At 39.7% G+C, this 18,950-nt stretch carries 11 protein-coding genes; 7 read left to right on the top strand and 4 right to left on the bottom strand.

Going from position 1 to position 18,950, the window contains the following annotated elements:
* The first annotated feature begins 4 nt into the window (after positions 1-4).
* Positions 5-2,026 carry an NAD-dependent DNA ligase LigA gene (gene ligA / locus AS219_RS01995; protein ID WP_067979408.1) on the top strand — a complete coding sequence of 674 codons (2,022 nt, stop codon included), beginning with the start codon at positions 5-7 and terminating at the stop codon, positions 2,024-2,026.
* Positions 2,027-2,045: 19 nt separating this feature from the next.
* Here ligA and ribD read toward each other — a convergent pair whose 3' ends face one another.
* Entirely contained in the window at positions 2,046-3,125 is a 1,080-nt protein-coding gene (gene ribD / locus AS219_RS01990; protein WP_082784583.1) for a bifunctional diaminohydroxyphosphoribosylaminopyrimidine deaminase/5-amino-6-(5-phosphoribosylamino)uracil reductase RibD, read from the bottom strand.
* A gap of 178 nt (positions 3,126-3,303) precedes the next feature.
* On the opposite strand from ribD, the gene AS219_RS01985 reads away from it, so the two are divergent.
* Positions 3,304-5,766 (top strand): AsmA-like C-terminal region-containing protein, encoded by a 2,463-nt coding sequence (locus AS219_RS01985; RefSeq protein ID WP_067979401.1) that lies wholly within the window; start codon positions 3,304-3,306, stop codon positions 5,764-5,766.
* Positions 5,763-7,178: an apolipoprotein N-acyltransferase gene (lnt, locus tag AS219_RS01980; RefSeq protein WP_067979398.1), complete on the top strand. Its 1,416-nt coding sequence runs from the start codon at positions 5,763-5,765 to the stop codon at positions 7,176-7,178. Before AS219_RS01985 ends, lnt begins: the two co-directional genes overlap by 4 nt.
* A 442-nt stretch (positions 7,179-7,620) precedes the next feature.
* On the opposite strand, the gene AS219_RS01975 is transcribed toward lnt, so the two are convergent.
* The 3 genes from AS219_RS01975 to htpG all read right to left on the bottom strand — a co-directional run bounded on the left by AS219_RS01975 (position 7,621) and on the right by htpG (position 15,446).
* Entirely contained in the window at positions 7,621-12,114 is a 4,494-nt protein-coding gene (locus tag AS219_RS01975) for an ankyrin repeat domain-containing protein (protein ID WP_231861829.1), read from the bottom strand.
* 46 nt (positions 12,115-12,160) lie between these two features.
* Positions 12,161-13,384 (bottom strand): hypothetical protein, encoded by a 1,224-nt coding sequence (locus AS219_RS01970; protein WP_067979396.1) that lies wholly within the window; start codon positions 13,382-13,384, stop codon positions 12,161-12,163.
* A 199-nt stretch (positions 13,385-13,583) separates the two neighbouring features.
* Complete coding sequence (htpG, locus tag AS219_RS01965; protein ID WP_067979393.1) at positions 13,584-15,446, bottom strand: molecular chaperone HtpG; 1,863 nt, start codon at positions 15,444-15,446, stop codon at positions 13,584-13,586.
* 326 nt (positions 15,447-15,772) lie between these two features.
* Between htpG and AS219_RS01960 the strand changes: the two genes are divergently transcribed.
* The 4 genes from AS219_RS01960 (at position 15,773) to AS219_RS01945 (ending at position 18,950) form a co-directional block, all read left to right on the top strand.
* On the top strand, positions 15,773-16,432 hold the full coding sequence (locus AS219_RS01960; RefSeq protein WP_067979390.1) for a CADD family putative folate metabolism protein: 660 nt from the start codon (positions 15,773-15,775) through the stop codon (positions 16,430-16,432).
* 210 nt (positions 16,433-16,642) lie between these two features.
* The gene (gene dnaX, locus AS219_RS01955; protein ID WP_067979386.1) at positions 16,643-17,833 is read left to right on the top strand and encodes a DNA polymerase III subunit gamma/tau; all 1,191 of its coding nucleotides are present in this window, start codon (positions 16,643-16,645) and stop codon (positions 17,831-17,833) included.
* Between the two features lie 333 nt (positions 17,834-18,166).
* Complete coding sequence (locus AS219_RS01950; protein WP_231861828.1) at positions 18,167-18,526, top strand: YbaB/EbfC family nucleoid-associated protein; 360 nt, start codon at positions 18,167-18,169, stop codon at positions 18,524-18,526.
* 19 nt (positions 18,527-18,545) lie between these two features.
* A complete protein-coding gene (locus AS219_RS01945) occupies positions 18,546-18,950 on the top strand; it encodes a helix-turn-helix domain-containing protein (protein WP_067979380.1) in 405 nt (134 codons plus the stop codon).

Here is an 18,950-nt window from a genome sequence, read left to right as displayed (position 1 = left end):
TTCGATGAAAGTAGAAAAAGAAATTCAAGAGCTTTACGAGAAGCTTCTGCAACATAACAAGAAGTACTATCAAGATGATAGTCCGGAAATAACGGATGCTGAGTATGATTCAATTAAGAACCGTTATCTTAAGCTTTTAGATGCAAATCCGGGACTTGGATTTCCAGTAGTTGTTGGTCACCCTCCTTCTGAGAAATTCCAAAAAGTCGAACACTTATCTCCTATGCTTTCGTTACGCAACATCTTCTCAGAAAAAGAGTTGATAGAATATATCGAAAGAACAAAGAGATTCCTGAATCTAAAAGATGACCTTGAATTTTTATGTGAACCTAAAATAGATGGCGTTTCATTTTCTGCACGTTACGTCAATGGGAAACTGTGCTCTTGTGCAACAAGAGGAGACGGGAAAGTAGGAGAAAATGTTCTTGATAACATGAAAGTCATCAGTGGTTTCCCCATAGAAATTGAGGATGTACCAGATCTTTTGGAAGTACGCGGAGAAGTTTTTCTTGACCATGACGCCTTTCGAACTCTTGAAGGCTTTTCAAATCCGCGTAATGCTGCTGCGGGATCACTTAGGCAACTTAATCCTGAAATAACAAAGGAACGCAATTTGCAATACTTCGCTTATAGCGCCAGCAAAATCGATGGAATAGAACATCAAGAAGATGTGTTGCACTTTCTGAGTGAGCGCGGTTTTATGACAAATCCATTAAGACTATCTTCATCAAAAGTTCCAGAAATCATAGGTTTTTATGATTCAGTTTATCGTAGACGCTCACAAATCAAGTACGATATAGATGGGCTAGTTTATAAGGTAAATAGCCTCAAGTTACACACAAGGTTGGGCACGCTATCAGATGCACCTAGATGGGCCATAGCACATAAATTTCCCTCACATCGAGGAAAGACTATACTTGAAAAAATCAAGCTCAGTGTTGGACGTACTGGTATCATCACACCGGTTGCTCACTTAAAACCGATTACCATAGGCGGAGTTGTCATATCAAGGGCAAGCCTATATAACGAAGATGAACTAAAAAGAAAAGACATCCGCGAAGGAGATCTGGTAACAATAGAAAGAGCTGGAGACGTCATTCCAAAAGTGCTTGAAGTGGACACCTCGTACAGAACTAATCAGAAGAAGTTTACCTTTCCTGATAAATGTCCCTCTTGTTCTTCGACACTGATAAGAAAAAATAACGAAGCGGTGATTCGCTGCAATAATCGGAAAAAATGTTCTGAACAGCTAATACAGCAAATAAAACATCTTGTCTCAGCACAAGCATTCGATATAGATGGTATAGGAACATCACATATTGCTTTTTTCATCGAGAAGGAATTTATTTCAGAACCGGCAGATATTTTTCGCTTAGATAAGCACAGAGATGAAATAAAAAAATATGATGGTTGGGGAGAAAAGTCGGTAGAGAATATTCTCAAAAACATTGAGAACTCTAGAAAAATAAGTTTGGAAAAGTTCATTTTTAGCCTTGGAATAAAAAATATAGGTGAAAAAACTGCTTATGCGCTTGCACAGCAGTTCAAAAGTTTTGCCAACTGGTTTGATAAAATGTCTACGCTCAAAGACGACGTTCAAACCACAAATGAAATCAGAAACCTTGATGGTATGGGAAGTTGCGTCTGTGACTCTTTAGTGGATTTTTTCAGTGATCCAGATAACTGCGATATGATGAAAAGTTTGTCTGATCACGTTATGATAAGTGATCACAGCGTTAGTATGGGTGGTCTACTTAGCGGGAAAAAATTTGTTTTCACGGGTACACTCCTCTCAATTAGTAGGGAAGAAGCAAAAGAGATCGTAAAAAAAGCCGGCGGTATAGTGGTGAATAGTATTTCCAAGCAAGTCGACTATGTTGTAGCTGGAGAAAAGGCAGGCTCAAAACTAGCAAAAGCCAATGAACTTGGTATTACAATCATAGAAGAAAAAACCTTCATGGAATTGGCTATAAACAACGCACCTGCTCTTAAGATAGATACAAACTCCGACTCAAATATAAAATGATTTTTTCAAAGTAAGGTAATTACAGACTCGCCAAAACAGTATTGAATCTTTCAGAATTATCGTTGGAAAAAAACTCCACCGATTCGCCATGAATTTTTATTTCGTTGGTTTTTCTTAATTTAATAAACTTCAAGGGATGATCGAAATTCAAACGACTGCAACAACCCAGTGCATCATCACCGGCAACTTTATTGGCTCTAAACCAGATAATCTGGTCGTATAAATTTTCAGTTACAAACGATGAAAATAGTTTGCTTCCGCACTCTACGAGCACACTATTAATACCCATCGTTCCGAGTTGCTGCAACACGTCTTCCAGATCCAATATTTCGCCGTTTAGATTAGCTTCAAAATTAAAGAAGTTTTTATGTTTGAATGTATTTTTTTTACCGAATGACCACACAATACCGTCATTGAAGATTTTAAAATGAGGAGAACAAATCTCACCTCGAGTATCAAGTACAACTTTAATCGACTCTTTTTTCACGCCCGGCAGTCTACAGCTAAGCTGCGGATCGTCATGTTTAAGAGTCGAATAGCCAATCATAATGGAGGAAGAGGTACATCTTAGCATGTGAGCTGTTTTCCTCGTAGCAGGACTTGTAATACAAGTGCTTTTTCCATTAGAACAAGCAATTTTTCCATCAAGGGTAGTTGCAGTCTTAAGAGTAACAAATGGTCTACCAAAAACTTGACGGTAAAAATATCCTATGTTGCTAAGACAGCACTCCCTTTTTAAAATTCCGGTAGTAACAACAATTCCACTTTCCCGAAGCTTTTGTATACCTTTACCATTAACTCTAATGTCTGGATCCCTAGCTCCAATAAAGACATTTTTTATACCGGATTCAATAATTAGATCTGTGCAAGGTGGCGTTCTCCCGTAATGTACGCATGGCTCAAGTGTTGTGTACAAGTCGGCACCCTTTGCCCTTATGCCCGCAACTTTGAGAGCAACTGCTTCCGCATGAGGGGAGCCATTCATCCCGGTGACACCTTTTCCCACTACCTCATCATCCTTCACAATAATGCATCCAACAGAGGGATTATCAGAAGTAAGACCTTGTCCAAAACGTGAGGCATTTACTGCTGCTTCCATGTAATATACAATACGGCCGTGTGTTTTGGGGAAACTCATGTAATTAGCGGAATTACAGCAACAAAGCTATCATCTATCTCTTTGCAGAACAACGATTTTTAGTATTTTATTTGCTAACTTTAATCCTGAAACAGCGTATTTCTGTGAATATTCTTTAGTTTTATCCTTGGTTCCAAGTATGGTTTCTTACCGCTTTCCTAAGATTGTCGTTTTTTTTCTTTTAATGATAATTTTATGCTTTCTTGGTGGATTTGTTATAAAACTTAATGCTGATAAAAGAGGATATCTTGATGAAATCAGCCATCTATTTGGGGGCAATATTGAGGTTCATGGCGATATATCCATCAGTTTTTTAAGTCCAGGGCTGAAAATCACATCTTTAAGTTTTCTTCATCATGCCTCGGGGTCACGGTATGCATTCGAAGAACTTGATATAGACCTCGAACTCAGCTCACTCATTTTCAGCAAACCTCGGATTTCAAAAATTGGACTTAAAAATGGGAAAGTCGTACTGCGGAATGCAAATGAATTTCCTGTACTGAAATTTCACAATTTACATTTTCAAAATACAGAGCTCATTGTTCCTGATTATGCAATTAGCACTTACATAAAAAACGGGATGTTCTCTGCTTCAGAGAAAGAGTTTCTCTTTTCTGGTAAAGTTGGTAGAACTGATAAAGTGCCTTACGACATTCTCATACGCTTAGACAAAAGGAAAAACCAATCGCTTGTAAAACTCTCAAGTAAAAAAGAGAAATTACAAATACTTCTTTCAGAAAAAGAAAAGCATATTTCGGGTAGTGGGAAAGATCTCCTTAGACTTTTCTCTACATTCACAGATATTGCATACCAACCAAGAGAAGATAGTCACTTTGTTATTGGTAGTCATTATGACCAGAGCAAAAATAGCTATTCGGTAACTATTGATTCGGACTTAGTGAAGTCAGTAGTCAATATTTCCAAAGATCACGAAAACAATAAAGTTGAGATAAATAGTAGCTATATTGACCTGAGCCGTGTAACAAATGGTTCCCTCGAAGGGACCTTTTTAGCACTTCTAAATATCCAAAGAGAGCTTCTTGGAAAAGAAAAGTTCAAATTCATTGCGCACAGAATTAAGCTCAGAGGAGACGAAACCGCAAAAGTCCAGTTTGATTTCCTTGATCAAGGTAAGTTCTCTTATATTGATAATTTCTCTGCTCAATCAAAAAATGGGACGTTCACTGCAAAAGGTATTGTTGAAAGAAATTTGAGAGGACATCCTATTTTACGTGCAGAGGCAAATTGTGTTGGCACGGTTCCCGAATGGATCACTGTCACACCACTATCGACAAAGTATATAGATATTACAAATTTAATAGGGAAGCAGTTCAACTTTTCAGTTAATTTTGTTTTTGGACCAGATATGTTCCTAATTAATAGTGGTAGATTTCTCACAGATGAAATCGCAATTGATGGAACAATTCAATATAACCGACCCCTAAAGAAAGTAAGGACTGATTTCAAAGCCAGCTCGTTGGAATTAAAAACCCTTACCAAAGACAATGTTCATTCACTTCTGGATCGCTTTTCTGATTTGGATGCGGCAGTCAGGTTCGAGCTAGACAATACAAAAGTTGGGAAGAATGAAATCTCCCATATTGATTTTGTTCACCACATAAAACAGAGGAACAACGCTTCGTATATATCTGTAGACTCAGATAGAATGAGCTTTACAGGAAGGATAAGATTTGTTCAGGATTCAAATATTCTAGAAATAGATCTTGATGGAAATAAATTTGACAAAAGCATCATTGAGCTCCCGAGCCTGTTTAACGTTTTCAAAGAAAACAACAAAGATTTCAAAATACAATGGAACGAGGATGTTTTCCCTTATATTCCTAGTAGTCTCAGTGGAAAATTCAATGTTACGTGTAAGAATATTTTTGATACAAATAACAAAGAGCCCTATTTGAATCTTGCGATTTCAGGGGAAACAGAAAATAGAATACTTAAACTAACTAAGTTCTCTATCAAAAAAGAAGATTTACTTTTTGAAATGGTTGCAAATCTCACTTTTGCCCAAGGACAAAATAGCATCATTGCATCAATATCAGCCGTCAACCTAGATCTCGGGGAAATTTTTAAAAAATATTTTAAAATTGATTATATTTCTGGCAAAGCAAGCGTACAGGGTAATCTTTCCTCTAAGGGTTTCAGTATTGCTCAAATAGTCAAAAATCTGAATGGCAAAATCACTTTTAACTCGCCTAATATTTTCCTAGAGGGCGGCGATATAGATGGACTTCCACTAAAGCTAGTTGAAGTAAATTCAATAAAAGACTTAGATGAGGTTATCAGAGTCAGTTTCTTTGAAAAGAACACTCCTCTATTTCAAATTGACGGTTCAGGAAACATTACTAACGGCATTATAGGTACATCACTTAGTTTTATGACTAAGGCGACTAGTGGCGTTTTTTCTTCACATTTCAGTCTTGTTGATATGAAAAATTCGTCTATTGCACGTGTTTTCTTTAATCTTCACAACGCTCCAATTGCGGTTGACATTAATCTTGAAGGTAGCCTGTGGAAACCAAGAATCTTTTTTGACAATAAAACAGTATTCGAGACTCTAAAGGGGACAAAAGCAAATTACACATGAAGGTATCAGAAAAATACTTACCAATACTCCTTGGAGTGTGTATGACGCTTGGGTTTGCACCCTTTCACTTGACGTTCGTTCTTATTTTTGCACTTGCACTCGTATATAAACAACTAAGGCTGTCTTCCTCTATAAGAAAAACCTTCTTGTTTTCTATCTATTTTGGAAGTGCCTTTTTCCTGACTTCTTTATATTGGATTGCTTTTGCATTAGCGACAGATATACAAAATTTATGGTGGCTAATCATACCAGTTCCTATTGTACTCTCCATTTTTCTTTCTCTTTATTTTACCTGCGCCTTTATTCTGTTTAAGGCGATCAAAATACAAAACCCACTCACCTTCTCTCTCATAATAACAGGATCCGAATACCTAAGAGAAGTGTGTTTCAGTGGTTTCCCATGGAATTTAATCGGTTATTCATGGGATCATATAGAGTTTCTTCAGCTAGCATCACTTTTTGGTATTTTTGGACTTACAGCATTTACAACATTTCTTTCTGGCTCGATTGGAGAACTTCTTTTCAAGGATTCAAAAAAAGCCAGAATCTACTTTACTTGTTCAATTATTTTATTCATATCGGTTTTTTGCTTTGGTCTTAGACGTTTGAGCACTTACCCAACACAATACTCCTCAAAAATCGTCAGGATAGTACAGGCAAATATCTCTCATCAGCAAGTTTGGACAACCGAATTTCAAAAGATGATACTCAAGAAGTACATTCAATTAAGTATCTCTAGACCTTCGACCAAAATCACCTATTTCGTTTGGCCGGAATCATCATTGCCGTTCCTTTTCTCGAGACCTGAAACAGACATAACGCTTTATGTGAGCCAAGTTCTTGGAAAACCTCTAATAGCTGCCGGGACACGTAGAGATAATAATTCATTATTTAATTCAATTTTTGTACTTCGCAACGGGGTCATCGCAGAGTATTACGATAAAGTCAAACTTATCCCATTTGGAGAGTATGTACCTCTTGAAAATATAATACCGATAAAAAAGATTGTTAATGGAATGAGCAGTTTTACTCCGGGTCACGATAATACTAAAGTGCTAGATAGCATCGAGGCAGCACCAATACTTTGTTATGAAAGTATTTTTAGCACTTTCATTGCTCGCAAAAAGCCTGCTGAATGGATAGTCAACCTCACAAATGATAGTTGGTTTGGAAACAGCACTGCACGGTACCAGCATCTACAAATGGCACGTATCAGGGCAATAGAATATGGACTTCCACTTATCAGATCAACCACTACTGGTATTTCTGCAGTTATCGACCCATATGGAAGAATACTGGAAAAAATAGATTATTCCTCAGAAGGGGTGCTAGACATTGCGATACCTAAGAAACATCCAAAAAAGACACTTTATAGTACACTCGTCCACAGCCTTACTGGATTTTGTTCTTGATAATTATGATTTTTAGTTACAGCAAACGATCTAATATCACCCTATGTATGCAAAATGCCACACTTTCTTTGGCTACGGTAAACAGTATTTTATTTTGCTCAGTAGTAACTTTGATTTCACAACAAATGAATGCCCAGCAAAGTGGATAACACTATCAAATAGGCATCAAAAAACGAACAATTTTTAAAAGCGCGACGGAAAAATAAGACAAAAGCGCAATCTCGGCAACCATATAAGGAGCAGAAATCTCGAATAACAACCCTTCAAACAAAACCCTACTCTTACATATTCTACTTCTTATTTAGAATAACGAGTTCAGCAGGCTCGAGAAGCTAGTTCCATACGGCAATGCGCAGTCAAAGATATCACTTCCCCTTTTCACGCAAGAAGGCTTGTATGCTCTGTCATGTACAACACACTACACTATCTACTCTAGACATTTTCATATATCGCTCCTGCGCTCAGGAGTTTGCTGTGTTCCACCAGTCGGTACCTGTCCCTGATGGGCATGAACATCTTCCGCACCTGAAGCACCAGCCTCTTTCAAAGCTTTTGCCGCATCATGAAGTCCTCGGGATACCATAGGTTTTTTAGGTCCTGAACCAATGGCTTTTTCAAGTAACACAGCATTGACGTATACACCTGAAGAAGACAAATCAAGATCACCCTCCCTAAGGAGAGAAGCATACTTATCAGCATTTTTTTTAGAAGCAAAAGAAACAGAACCATCACTACTGAGGAGTATGTCAACTTTTCTATAAGTCCCTTTTATCGCCGCCTCAACCGAGACAATAACACTCCCCTTTTGAGGAACATAGTTTGTCAAACCATTTGCTCTTCTTTCTACCTTAACGACGTTCCTACCCTGATCGAACGATAAACTACTGCACCGTATCCCGTGGGACTTTGCAGAAGAAAAAAGTCGATCAATATCAACAGCGGCATTACCATCAATCTTGACACACAACAGACCTCCAATGATGCTTGCAGTACTCTTTTCTTTCGGTAATCTGAATGGAGCACCTACAACTGACCTGAGACTATTGATAAGGGTACTGGTACTTGCTGTATATAGAGCACTCGCAACCTTCTTGCTTATCTCTTTATTAACTTGTTCCCGCTCGAGCTCAGCCTGAAGAAGAATTTGACAGTAATCATTCCCCAATTGCGCATTCATTAGAAAGCGCAGTTCGGTATAATCGTCCTGGCAGAGGTCAGTCTTATTCATTAGAACAGCTAAACGAGCGCGGAACGCATCTCTTTTTCGCTCAAACTTCTCGAATCGTTCTAAAGTAGTCAAACCTCCACTAGAATGCATCAAATCTACACCTCTACTTACAAGGAAAGACACCATCTCAGGACTAGGTGGACTACCTGTCTCGAAAGAACGATCGAGTATCTTATCAACAAAATTGCGACCACAAGAATCGACCGTATTTATTTCCGCACCATATTCAAGGAGAAGCTTGCACATAGGAACATTATTGTTTAGGATGGCGCAGTCAAGACTAGAAAAACCGTCTTCATCTTCAGCATTAATATCTAATAGTGGTCCTTGATGATGTTCCAAAAACTCTCTCGTTTCCCATGAATCTGCCCCAAGCACAGAAAGCATTAACATTCTTGGAAAGCTGATTTTGTCTTCAAAATTTGGATTGGCTTGCCTAATAATAGTTAAAAGTTGCCCGGCTCCCCTCGTGCTTGCCAATACATCCAAAGCTGAAACACCGTAATAATTTTTTTCCAGTAACAACTCAGGAGAGAAATGACTATTGGCAAGGATAGCACTAAGAGCATCACGCACCTCGGGAAGAGCTGAGGGAGCACTTCTAAGCACCTTAAACAACATGTGCAAAACTGTATCCCCATTCTCTGGGCTTCTCTCTCCAAAGTATGAAACCCCCTTCAAGAGATAGCAAAGCAAAGCAAAACGTTTTGTAAGCAAAGTGTGCTCACCATGCAGCTGTTCACTAGATATTTGTGAAAATATCTGCGAAAGAATAGGAAAATGATAACCTGTGGAGAAAGAATTCATTTCCCCTAGCAATAAGGAAGCTGCACGCGACTTCTCACCGACATTTGCGGATTGCAGAACATCTTCCAAAGAATGCATGAGAGCGCTTGTTTTAGTACTTTCTTCCTCATAAGTACTTCTTAATTCTGCTGCAAGGGTAGGATTTCTCGCTTCTAGCAGTTGAAAGGAAGTTGTCCCTTCACCTGAAACTTCAGCAATACTATAACCAGTTGCCATACATTCGGTGACCAATTCCCCTAATATTTCATCACTAGCTCCCTTTATAATACAATCGAGCAAGTTGTCACCATTAGAATTCCTTATGAACTTATTCGAACTCTGCACGGCAATCTTAGCCAAGTGCACATTGTTGGATTGCAGTATTGCAGCTATAATTTCGTCTCTCTTCTCTGAAGAGTCGATAAGACCCGGATGTAAACGTAGGCTAGCAATGGCAGCATCCTCCCTACCACTCGTAATATCGTCTTTTAAGGATGCAGCCCTCTTGTTGTACCCTCGTTGAAAGTCAGAAAGAACGCTACTGTGCGTGTGACAAGACCGCTTCTTAAATACTTTGGATTCAGATTCTGCACAATGGCGCACTTGAGCCATAATCTCCCCTATTTCTTTGTCGCTTTTGACTTCCACAGCAGGAGTTGACCTCGAAGGAAGAGCTTCTTTTAAATGTCTTGCACGCTCAGCAAGAAGCGTACTCGCCTCCTCTGTACTCAATTTGACACATTTAATTAATTCCTTTAACTCATTCTCATCAAAGCTGGCTGGGAGAGCTAAAATTGCATTTTTGACACTCTGCACATTCATTTGCAGTCCAGCACTTTGCATCACTCTCACAGCAGAAAGATTTCCCATTTCGACAGCAAGAGCAAACGGATCCCTACCTCGTGGATCTTTTTGATTCTCTAGTAAGAGCAGCTGCTCTGGAGCGGTAATCGCATTAAGCATTTTTTGTATGCCTACAATCAGCTTAAGCATCGGATCATTGTTCGTCGCCACAGCAGCGTGTAAAAGACGAGATCGAAGAAGTAGGCTAGTAGCAGCATCTACTCCGTGGTGTGCTAAAACACTCGTAAGTATTGTTTTAAGCGCTGGAGCATTATTCATATAAACAGCAAGCTCTAAAACAGTCCTACCACTCCCATCACGTTGATTCAATGCGGAAAAAGTAAGAGTGCTTACAGAGGCAGCATGTGCCAGAATCGATTCTATTGCCTCGTCTTCTTTACATCTAACAGCAGTGTGCAAAATATTCTCTCCATTCGCATTTGGAATAAAAAGATCATCTAAATAATTCTGCACCAAATAATCGAAAAAAAATGCCCTCCTTCTTTTTTCCACGGCACTGCTTGCGAAGTGCTTCGCCATAAGCGCAACCTGTAAGGGACTGCCTATATCAGCAGACACGTTTACTGCAGGAGAAACACCACCACTATCTGCAGCCTTTAGCTTGCTATACTTGTTTGCGTAGGCTTGCCATTGTGCAACGCTACCAAAGGCCGCAATAAGGGTGCCCATATTATGACCATCTGGGCTACATACCGAAACAAGCGCTCTGTCTCCATCTTCAAAGCCACTCAATTTATCTTTTATGTTATCTGCGTCAGGTGTATCCATAGAGATAGCATGGGCATATGTAAGCAAAGCACCTTTCCCTCCAAACTTTGAGGTAACCTTTCTTCTAAGAATATTCATTTCCTCACGCACAAGCGCAGCATTTGCTGTTGAAGAATCAAACTCTGCCTTAGACTTTCCAAGATCCTTAGTGGGTGTATATTCAGCATCATATAGGCCAGCTGATCCAAAGCCATACTTTAAAAGTCCATCAACATCTCCCTTTTCGATAAGATTATTCTTGAGGTCATCATTTACGCATTCTTTGGCCTCTGACAATATTTTCTCTGCAACAGAGTTGTTACCACTTTGTACAGCTGTAACTATCGGATTCGCACCACTATCCAAAAGTGTTGCAACAAGCGTTTCTTCATGTAAATCAGCACTAGCTATCACCTCTTGATGCCAATCTTGCGGTTCCTGTACACTAAGCACCCTCAATACCGTCGCATTAGCATAGTTACGCATTGCATCAGATCTAGCACGCTGCATTCCCTCTTGGAGGACCCTTTCAGTTTCCAGATTATCGACTGTTGCTTGCATTTCAGGAATCTGGAGAGCTGTCATTTTTTCAACTTCAGCTTTAATTTCCTCACATTGGGCCTTACTTTTTTCCTGCAATTTTTTATGTTCCAGAAGAATAAACTTTACCAAATCCGGCCTACCGCTTTCAGCAGCCACTTCAAGAATGCTCTTCGTACCATCAACAGTATCTAGACATTTGTATACATTGGATTCATCTTGCAAAAACAGCTCTTGTAGGACACTCTTATCTCCATCGGCGATTTTTTTGTGAAGTATGACACTCTCTTCTAAATCACTTATCTGACTCGCTGTTACTCCTGCAACCGACATCCCGTATTTCTGCTTACACAAAGGTTCATAAAGAACGTCTAGATTGTTGTTATGGTGGACTGGCAGGAGTCCCTTTCGATCCTTAGCACTCAACAACGCCTCAGGATTGGAAGATAAGTTCAAAACTGGACCACTCAGATGCGGAGCTTTTTCAGCAACAAAGTGCAAAACCGTTTTTCCAGATTCCTTACTGCTCCTTAAGAGAAGCCTATCTATACACATCTGAGCAGCGTCGGTTTCCTCTTGAGTCCTTGCAGCCGCTAACGCATCTGCTAAGCTTTGACAAATCGCAGCAACACAAGCAGCGTCACCATTGTCAATAGCGACCTCCAACGGAGTACGCCCCTCCTCATTTTCAGACTCCCAAAGCTGGATCGAACCATGCCGAGCAACATCAGGAATTCTGTCCGGATCACAGTTTTCAACTACCGCATGCAAGACATCCTTAACACTGAGCCTACCTTCTTCGATAAATTTTAGGAAGCTAGGGAAAGCGATGTTTGATTACGAAAACAATAAATGATTGTTCAAGAACAGCACCATCACGTCTTTCATAAAAATCGCAAAGTTTTTTCAAAAAAGCATGATTAGAGCAAGTATCAAAAAATCTTGCACATATAGGCTCTGGAGCACAACGTAACATTGCATCAGCAAGGTTAATTAATCCAGATGGATCCGCCCCACCGTCAACTATTTCCGCAAGAGAGACGTAAGCATCTCCTGTACTGCTTTTAATCATTGCATTTGTAGCAAACCCTTCAGCATTGTGGGAAGGTATATTGCTCACTATAAATTCCGTTGGAGTAAGGCTTCCGCATGGCATATTGAATATCACATCTGCTGCACCTACTGCTTTCCTTCTACGAACAAACTTATCATTTGCATGACGGGCGCTTTGCAAAATTTGTGTTTTGCATTTACTTGAAAGATTTAGACCATTCAGGAGCTCCTGCGCCTCTTCAATGAGCGGTTTCTCTGATAAAAGAAGCTTATTTAACCATCGCAAAGCTTCACTATCATTTTTTTGAAGCATCATATGATATATGTTTTCTCCCTTGCAGTTTGAGGATACCAACACTGCTAATGCTTCTTCATAGTTCAGTTCAAGAGAACGGAAATAGTTGCGTAAGTCAGCTACTACCTGCTTCTCTGTCTTACCCGTCGTAGCCAACCACTTAACATTAGCCGTACCACGAGCAACTGCTTTCAACATTTCCACAGAGTTCCCAGCATGGGCGCAATTCAGCGCTTTCATGAACAAAGTACAACCAGGAACTCCATCGATATCACACTTAGCTGTCCTCAGCGCACCATTCGCGAATAATTCATTTGCAACAACAATATCATTAGCATCCAAAGCAACGTGCAGCGGTGTGAGGCCAGTTTTAAAATCTGCAAAATTTATCAAGCTGTTTACACGAAGGTGCCTACATAAATCCGCAAAAATTTCTTTTCTACCGCTTATTCTTCCCCTTAATCCTGCAATCGCAGCGGCTGATTCTCGTGTCTGTATAGCAGACAAATCGGTAATGCTTTGCTCATCTTTTGGAGTTTCTACACAAATAGCAGAAGTTACCGCATGAAAAAGAGACATTGCATCATAAGCAACCCCCGAATAATCAAAGTGAACGCGTTGAGTGAGTTGAGCAAAAAGAGCGTGGTTGCCACCACTGATAGCATCCAAAAGTTTATTGTATAGACCCTGCATAGCTCACCATAAAGCAAAAAAATCGCCTGGATACGAAAAACAAAACACCAAATCAGCCCAACACGTCTCTCTCCAGAAGGAAACGGCAATCCAGAAGGTAAAGTGCTATTATACTTAAAATAGCTTAAAAAAATGCTACCAAGAAACTCAGTATCTAACAGCTCATACTGAACTATACTCGCAAAGCGGCCACCTCATTTTAGGTCATCAAAAGCAGCTTGTTTAGGGCCTTAGACATTCTCATGGGACTACTCACCTCTTCACCTTGTAGAATGCATGCCTGATCATAGAGGAGAAATATTAATTCCTCTACTTCAGGAAGATCGACTTTCCCAATTACTTTTGCAATCACAGGGTGAGAAGTATTGATCTCCAAAATTTTCTTAGCCTTAGAATGAAGCTGCTTCTGCTCAAGCATAAATTTCTCCATTCTTATATCCATTGCGCCATCTGGAACAGCAAGACACACAGGACTCTCAGTGAGCCTCTTCGAAATTCTCACAGACTCAACTTCATCTTTCAAGACTTCTTGCATTTTTGCTATCAAACGATCTATCTCCTTATCATGATGCTGTTGAACTTCCTGTTCTGCCTTTTCGAGTTCAGCGAAGGCATCAAGATCAATGCTAGATCTAGTAATTGATTTAATATCATGCGATTTATACTCATGAGAAACACTCACCCAAAAATCATCTACCGGGTCAGTAAAAAACAACACATCCAACCCACGACTAACAAAGCCTTCGAGCTGAGGGCTATTCTTAGCACTCTCCAAGCTTGCACTACCTAGACAGTAAATCTCTTTCTGTTCCGGGTGCATATCCTGTATATACTCATCTAAACTGATAAGCTTCTCTTTTTTTAGGGAATAGAAACGACACAAACCAAATAAGCGCTCCCTTTCATCCGTTGGCATAGCTTCGCAGAGGCCTTCCTTTAAAACAGCACCAAAATTGTTCCAAAACCCAGAGATATACTCATCAGGATCACTGTCTGCTCTTTTTCTAAGCTCATTAAGCACTCTATTGGTCAAGGACTTCTTTATCTTAATAAGTGCATTATTATATTGAAGAGTTTCCCTGCTTATATTGAGCGGGAGGTCAGCACAGTCCACCACGCCCTTTAAAAACCGCAAGTATTGAGGAATTAACTGTACATTCTCTTCGGTTATGAAAACCTTTTTTATGTATAGCTTTACGGAAGTTCTCCTATCGGGATTATAAAGATCAAACGGCTTTATCGACGGTACGTAGAGCAAGTTTATATACTCAATGCTCCCCTCATTTTTATTATGGATGATCATCCATGGCTTTCCTCCAACATGCGCAACATCGCGGAAGAAGTTTTGATGTTCTTCATCAGTAATTTCAGTTTTGTTCTTCGTCCATATAGCACTCGCAGAATTAATCTGATCTTTCTCACCCTTCTCATCAATCAGGTATATTGGAAACGCAATGTGATTGGAATTTGTTACAATAACGTGCTCTAGCTTGAACTTATCCAAGAATTCTTCAGAATTCTCTTTAAGATAGATTCTGATTTTTGTCCCCCTAGGAACCTCTCCATTAAGTTCATCAACATAGAAGCTGTCTCTTCCACGGGATCCCCAAATATAACCTTTTTTTGTACCTGCCTTTCTTGTCTCCACTTCAACCTTATCTGCCACCATGAAGACTGAATAAAATCCAACTCCAAACTGCCCTATTAAATCGACTTTTTTGTCTTTAAGTGATGCCAAGAACTTCTCAGTCCCAGATCTAGCTACTGTCCCCAAGTTTTCTACAAGTTCTTTTTCGTCCATTCCGACCCCGTTATCCGAGATCTCTAATATTTTTTTCTCTTTATCAAAAGAGACAAGAATCTCAAGCTCAGGATTATCTTCAAGTAATTCCTGGTCGAAATAAGATGCTTCACGCAGTTTATTCAGAGCATCAGATGCATTGGAGATGAGCTCTCTAAGAAAAACATCCTTATGCCTGTAAAGAGAATGTATGACCAAATTTAAAACCTTCGATGCGTCTGCACCAAAGGAATAAGTGTTCTTATGCTCTGTTTTCTCCATGAGTTAGCTATAAAGTCCCAAGTCTACTGGAGAAGATATAAGTGTCTTATTTCACAATTTCAATCCCAAACAGGTTACCATGAGATCAAAAACACAAGACAATAAAGGAGGCTTTATACTACAGTACAGCACCAGGATAGTAGCTTTGATTGAGATTTTTTGCAGTCAGAGGATCTTTATACTACACAAATCGTATACTCGAAAATGCGGCTATGCGTCTAATTCATACGTAGTTGACTGTTAATCCCTTCTCTGATGCTAGGTAAGCACTTTCAAAGAGTTTAATATTATGTTTTACTTCTGCTTGTACCTTTTTCTATCCTCCAATGTTTGCAAGAGAATTAGAATCTAAATCCCTGCTGAAACACTGTTTTTATCAAGCTTGGGAAAGAGGTGAGTTGTCTAAAAGAGATCTACAGGAATACGCTTGCCAGTACTTTAATCACGTCAATGAGACACCTAGATACCTCAGCACTCTTCACTCAAAATGTTCTGATATAGAGACTAGGCAAGTATTGCTTGATAATTTGATTGATGAGGAAAAGGGAGAGGAAAATCACCCAAAATTATGGTTAGATTTTTGTTCCTTCATCGGATTGAACAGTGAAAAAGTCAAAAATGCAAAGTTGCTTGAGACAACCAGGGACTTAAGTAGGACATTTTTTAGATTGTCAAATAGCTCTTTAGCAGAAGGTGTAGGCGCCTTGTATGCGTATGAAAGGCAAATCCCCGAAGTAGCTCGTGTAAAAATAGCCAGTCTGAAGAAATTCCATTCTGTGGATGATAAAAGGGCGCTGAAGTTCTTCTCCGTGCATGAAGAAGCCGATAAATGGCACTCTCAAGAATGTGAAGATCTTATCAAAAAAATGGACGAACACGAGAGAGAGGCAGCAAAAAAAGGCGCTCTCGAACTTGCTTCTGCTTTGTGGAGATTCCTAGATGGTATGGAAGAAATCAGGTTGAAAGGTGGGCATCTGAACGTTTGAGTTTGCGGTCTTGTTCATCTCCAAGGAAAAGCGCTGCCGCATCTAAATTTGGTGTGGTCTTGGTTACTTTCTCCTCAAGATGAATATTTCTGTCTCTTTACTGTAGTTCAGCCGAATCTAATTTTGGACACATCCGGTAATGACTTTCAATCGTTGCATAGGCATTGTTTTTCCGTATATTGTTTGTACTAGGTCTACCTCGCCGTTCAGATGGGTTATATAGGACTTGCAAACAAATATAGGCCGCGCCTACTTAATGAAATTGTTGGACAAGATTTTTTGGTCAAGTGCCTTTCCGCATCAATAGCGAAGGATGAAGTTGCTGGTGCCATTTTGCTTTCAGGGCCTTATGGAACAGGAAAGACAACAACCGCAAGAGCAGTGACGCTTTCTCTTCTGTGCTTAAACCGGACAGATGTTCTGCCTTGTTTAAAATGTGATTCCTGCTTATCGGTAATGAACGGATCCCATCCGGACGTTTTAGAAATTGATGCAGCAAGCAATACAGGCGTTGAAGACGTTCGAATGTTAATAGAAGGTGCACTTTATAAACCACTTCTCTCGCAATGCAAGAGTTATATAGTTGATGAAGTTCATATGCTTTCTCAAAGTGCCTTTAACGCACTATTAAAGCTACTTGAAGAACCACCACAATATGTAAAATTTTTTCTTGCAACCACAGAGTTGCAAAAAATCCCTGCGACTATTATCTCAAGATGTCAACATTATCGACTCTCGAGGCTTAGTATGAGCATAATCACCGAAAGACTCGCCCAAGTTGCCGAGAAAGAACAAATTGGAATCACTCAAGATGCAGTAAAATTCATTGCAGAAAAATCAGATGGCTCACTTAGAGATGCTTTATCTCTTTTAGAACAAGTTGCCCTTCATCCCTCTGAAGAAAAAATCACGATACACGTTTTGAGAAACAAAATGGGCCTCGCAGATCTATCTGAAGTAAATAGTTTGTTGGACTCCATCATCGCTGGTAATTGCAAAACCTCGCTTGATAAACTAAATGATATGTACTCTAGAGGACACGAGGTGCTTACCATTTTTATGGAGCTTTTAGCACTAATAAACCAAAAGATCCAAGATAAACTTACCGCCAAAGATGATAGTCAGTCCAGCTTTTTTTGCAGACTTGCACAATGCATGCTTTCCAGCATTGAGGAAGTTAAATCTTTTAATTGCGATCACAATGTTGCCGAGCTTGCTGTGATCAGAATGTCATACATGGCTGACTTACCTTCTCCAGGGGAGATTATAAAGATTTTCTCAAATGAGACATGTACAACAGCACCTACCGACTCTGGAATATCTAAAAGCAGCGATGCAAATCCCTCTGAGTTGGTCAGCTATATACTGAAAGAGTTTGATAGTTCAAAATTGTTAGACTAATAACACAGTATAGAAGTTGCAACCTTCAAGTCTATGAGTAAATAAATCAGTATCTACACTGTCCGACTATGAAAAAATCAGCCGGACAGTCTTCTAGAGGAGACGGATAAAACCATGTGTATGGCAATCACGGAATGGTATGACTAAGACAGAAAGCTTACAACAACTTTCTCTACGGCTTGCACAATGATTGGATAGATCGCTCTCCCAGTAGGAACCTCCACAATAAAACTAGGGTACTTGCCAATAGTCCTTATGTATTAGGCAGCCTTATTCATGCTTCAAATGCATTACTCTCTAACAAAACACAAAGCTGGCAAAATTAAAAAATGAATGCTACCATCGCCCCAGAGGAAGAGTGATCACTATTACGGGGTAATTTGCATGGATATTCAGGGAATGATCAAAGGAATGCAGAAAAAAATGAGCGATATCAAAGAAAAAAAAGATAGTGCTCGTTACACAGGTGAGTCTGCTGGTGGAATGGTCAAGGTTACAATCGATGGACACTTTGACCTTAAAGAAGTGATAATAGATGAAAACCTGCAAGAAGATATGTGTATCCTCTCAGAGCTTATAATCGTTGCCTATAATCACGCAAAAGAAATCGCTACCAAAGATGACGCATCTCTTGAAGAGAATTTGCTCAAGGGCTTTCCGCTGCCTTTCGATCTAAAAAAGCCACCTTTTTGAATTTTTCAAGATTGCAGCAGTGCATTGCCCGAAGTGCGATAGCATAAAGTTTATCAAAAGCGGTAAAACCAAAGAAAAACAGCGATATAAGTGCTTGGGTTGTGGGTGTCAGTTTACTAGGAATGAGAAATACGGGGCACAGCTGCGCCTAAAAATGCATGCTGTGCAGCTTTATCTTTCTGGCGTTTCAATGAACTCTGTTGCAGGGGTATTCTCAGTATCTCCACCGACGATAATGCGGTGGGTTCATCAATTCAGTGAATTATTTGGCAAGAATTTTCCCAGGAAAGTCTCAGGTGCTTCAGAAAGAAGCAATCTAGAGATAGTGTGCGCGGACTTAGGCAGCGAGACAGAGGTCATACTCACAAACATCACTGAAGAACTAATCTGTGTCACGGTACGCAAGCCAATTGGCAGGAAATGA

It is taken from the genome of Neorickettsia sp. 179522 (genome assembly GCF_001593535.1).
GTDB classification, from domain to species: domain Bacteria; phylum Pseudomonadota; class Alphaproteobacteria; order Rickettsiales; family Anaplasmataceae; genus Neorickettsia; species Neorickettsia findlayensis.
Note: the sequence above shows the minus strand (reverse complement) of the source record. Positions and strands in the feature narration are given on the sequence as shown.

Bases quoted from the DNA above. Each gene is read 5' to 3' on its own strand.
- dnaX (WP_067979386.1), top strand. From the start codon at position 16,643: ATGGGTTATATAGGACTTGCAAACAAATATAGGCCGCGCCTACTTAAT.
- ligA (WP_067979408.1), top strand. From the start codon at position 5: ATGAAAGTAGAAAAAGAAATTCAAGAGCTTTACGAGAAGCTTCTGCAA.
- AS219_RS01985 (WP_067979401.1), top strand. From the start codon at position 3,304: ATGGTTTCTTACCGCTTTCCTAAGATTGTCGTTTTTTTTCTTTTAATG.
- AS219_RS01970 (WP_067979396.1), bottom strand. From the start codon at position 13,384: ATGCAGGGTCTATACAATAAACTTTTGGATGCTATCAGTGGTGGCAAC.
- ribD (WP_082784583.1), bottom strand. From the start codon at position 3,125: ATGGAAGCAGCAGTAAATGCCTCACGTTTTGGACAAGGTCTTACTTCT.
- htpG (WP_067979393.1), bottom strand. From the start codon at position 15,446: ATGGAGAAAACAGAGCATAAGAACACTTATTCCTTTGGTGCAGACGCA.
- AS219_RS01960 (WP_067979390.1), top strand. From the start codon at position 15,773: ATGTTTGCAAGAGAATTAGAATCTAAATCCCTGCTGAAACACTGTTTT.
- AS219_RS01950 (WP_231861828.1), top strand. From the start codon at position 18,167: ATGCTACCATCGCCCCAGAGGAAGAGTGATCACTATTACGGGGTAATT.
- lnt (WP_067979398.1), top strand. From the start codon at position 5,763: ATGAAGGTATCAGAAAAATACTTACCAATACTCCTTGGAGTGTGTATG.